Below are 2303 nucleotides of genomic sequence, written 5' to 3' on the forward strand. Positions count from 1 at the left end.
CGAGGGACCTCCGCTTGGTTGGCTTTTCGGGCAAAAGCAGTCGGGAGGGGACACGAAGGAATCGTGTCCCCGATGCGGCAGATCCTCTCGTTGTGCTCCAGCAAAACCGATGATCGCGCGACGAGACGAGAGCCTTGGACGCTACACTGCGTCTCGTGATGCCTCACTACCCCCCGGTTACGCGACGCGAGATCGTCTCGTGGGCGATGTTCGACGTCGCGAATTCGGCCTATACCACGATCATCGTTACGGTCGCGTTTTCAATCTACTTCACCAAGCTGGTCGCACCGGGCGACAATGCCGACTGGTGGTGGAGCGTCGCGGTGGCGATCAGCAATCTGATCGTGCTCGTCCTGGCGCCGATCCTGGGGGCGATCGCCGACGGTTCGGGACGAAAGAAGCCGTTTCTGGTAGCAATGTGGCTGCTCTGCTGCTTGGGTACAGCCAGCCTCTACTTCGTCACTCCCGGAGCCCTGGGTGTGGGAATCGTTCTGTTCGTGGCCTCGAACTGCGCTTATGCCTTCGGTGAGACCCTGGTGGGAGGGTTTCTGCCCGAGATCTCGACGCCGGCTAACATCGGCCGGATCTCCGGCTTCGGCTGGGGCCTGGGCTACCTGGGTGGCCTGGGCAGCCTGATTCTGGTCAAGCCGCTCATCGCCGGTGGCTTCAGCGAGGCCAACCTGTCGAGCTTGCGCGCGGCTTGGGTGGTGACCGGATTGTTCTTCCTGGTTGGCGCCCTGCCGACGGTCCTTTTTCTGCGCGAGCGGACCGAGCGGACTTCGGGCCGGTCGGTAGGCGCATACGCCGCGGACGGATTCAAGCGTATCGCCGCCACCTGGCGGTCGTTGAAGCAATTCTCAGAGCTGGCCTGGTTTCTCGGCGCCTTCTTCGTCTATTCCTGCGGCCTGATGGCGGTGATCGCTTTCGCCGCGATCTACGCCGAGCGAACGATCGGATTCAGCCCGAGCGACATCATCACACTGTTCATTGCGTTGCAGGTCGCCGCCGCGACCGGTGCGGTCCTCTTCGGCTGGATTCAGGACCAGCTGGGTCCCAAGCGCAGCCTCGAGCTGGCTCTCCTGCTGTGGCTCGTGGTTTCGGTGGGTGCCTATTTCTCGACCACCAAGCTCCAATTCTGGCCGGTGGCGATCGCCGCGGGGCTCGGCATCGGATCGCTTCAATCGGCGTCGCGGGCGCTGGTGGGGTTGTTCTCGCCGGTTGCAAAAAGCGGCGAGTTCTTCGGCTTCTGGGGACTGGCGATGCGGGCGGCCTACGTTACCGGGGTTTTTATCTTCGGCTCGGTGTCCTCTGCGACCGGCTCTCAGCGAATCGCCATTCTGGTGAACGGTGCCTTCTTTCTGGTCGGCCTGGTCGCGCTCGGGAGCGTCGACGTCAAGCGTGGACGCGCGGCGGCGGAGGCGTGGGACCGGGAAGAGCGGGAAGCCTCAGCCTGACGTAGACTACCCGGCCTGAGTGCGGTGGAGCCGGTTCGGCCGAGGGGCGTCGGTCGACTCGGACGACCGCTACGGATCGACGGAGAGGATCCTACAGATCGGACGAAGAGGACCCTGCAGGTCGGCGGGTTCGGCTGGACCACCGATGATAAGAACGCGAGCGAGTCGACAAAGATGAAAAGATGAAATGGGCGCTGCGAAGCTTCGCGATACTCCTTGTCATTGCGGCGGCTCTGGTGGGCTTCGCGTGGGTTCAACTCAGGGGAAGCCTGCCGATCTTGGACGGAGAGGTCGTGCTCTCCGGCCTGGCTGCGCCGGTCACCGTTGAGCGCGACATCCAGGGCGTTGCCACGATTCGAGGAGAGCACCGTATCGACGTCGCCCGGGCGCTCGGCTTCGCCCACGGCCAGGATCGTTTCTTCCAGATGGACCTGGCGCGGCGGTTCGCCGCGGGCGAGCTGGCCGAGCTTCTGGGCGAGAGCGCGGTCGAGGCCGACAAGCGTCAGCGACTGCATCGCTTCCGGGCGCGGGCGGAGACCACGGTTCTGAACCTACCGTCGCTCGAGCGCCGCTTGGCTCGTGCCTATGCCGATGGCGTCAACGCCGGTCTCGAAGGGCTGGATGCGGCGCCGTTCGAGTACTTGATGCTCGACGCCGATCCCGAGCCGTGGACGGCGGTCGATACGGTTCTGGTCGTCCACAGCATATATCTGGATCTCAACGACGCCTTCGGTGAATACGAGGCGGCGCGGGGCGCGATCGAGGATCTGCTGGGCTCGGAAGTACTCGATTTCCTGGATCCCTCCGGTACCGAGTGGGATGCGCCGTTGGTCGGAGGGCCTTTCCAGA

The 2303-nt window shown here is 64.1% G+C and carries 2 protein-coding genes; both read left to right on the forward strand.

Translation table 11 applies throughout. The annotated features are described in order from the left end of the window. Positions 1-134: 134 nt before the first annotated feature. Positions 135-1454 (forward strand): MFS transporter, encoded by a 1320-nt coding sequence (locus tag GY769_17100; GenBank protein ID MCP4203640.1) that lies wholly within the window; start codon positions 135-137, stop codon positions 1452-1454. 182 nt (positions 1455-1636) lie between these two features. Beyond that, a partial coding sequence (locus GY769_17105; GenBank protein MCP4203641.1) for a penicillin acylase family protein occupies positions 1637-2303 on the forward strand: 667 nt, incomplete at its 3' end.

Source organism: bacterium (assembly GCA_024224155.1).
GTDB lineage: Bacteria > Acidobacteriota > Thermoanaerobaculia > Multivoradales > JAHEKO01 > CALZIK01.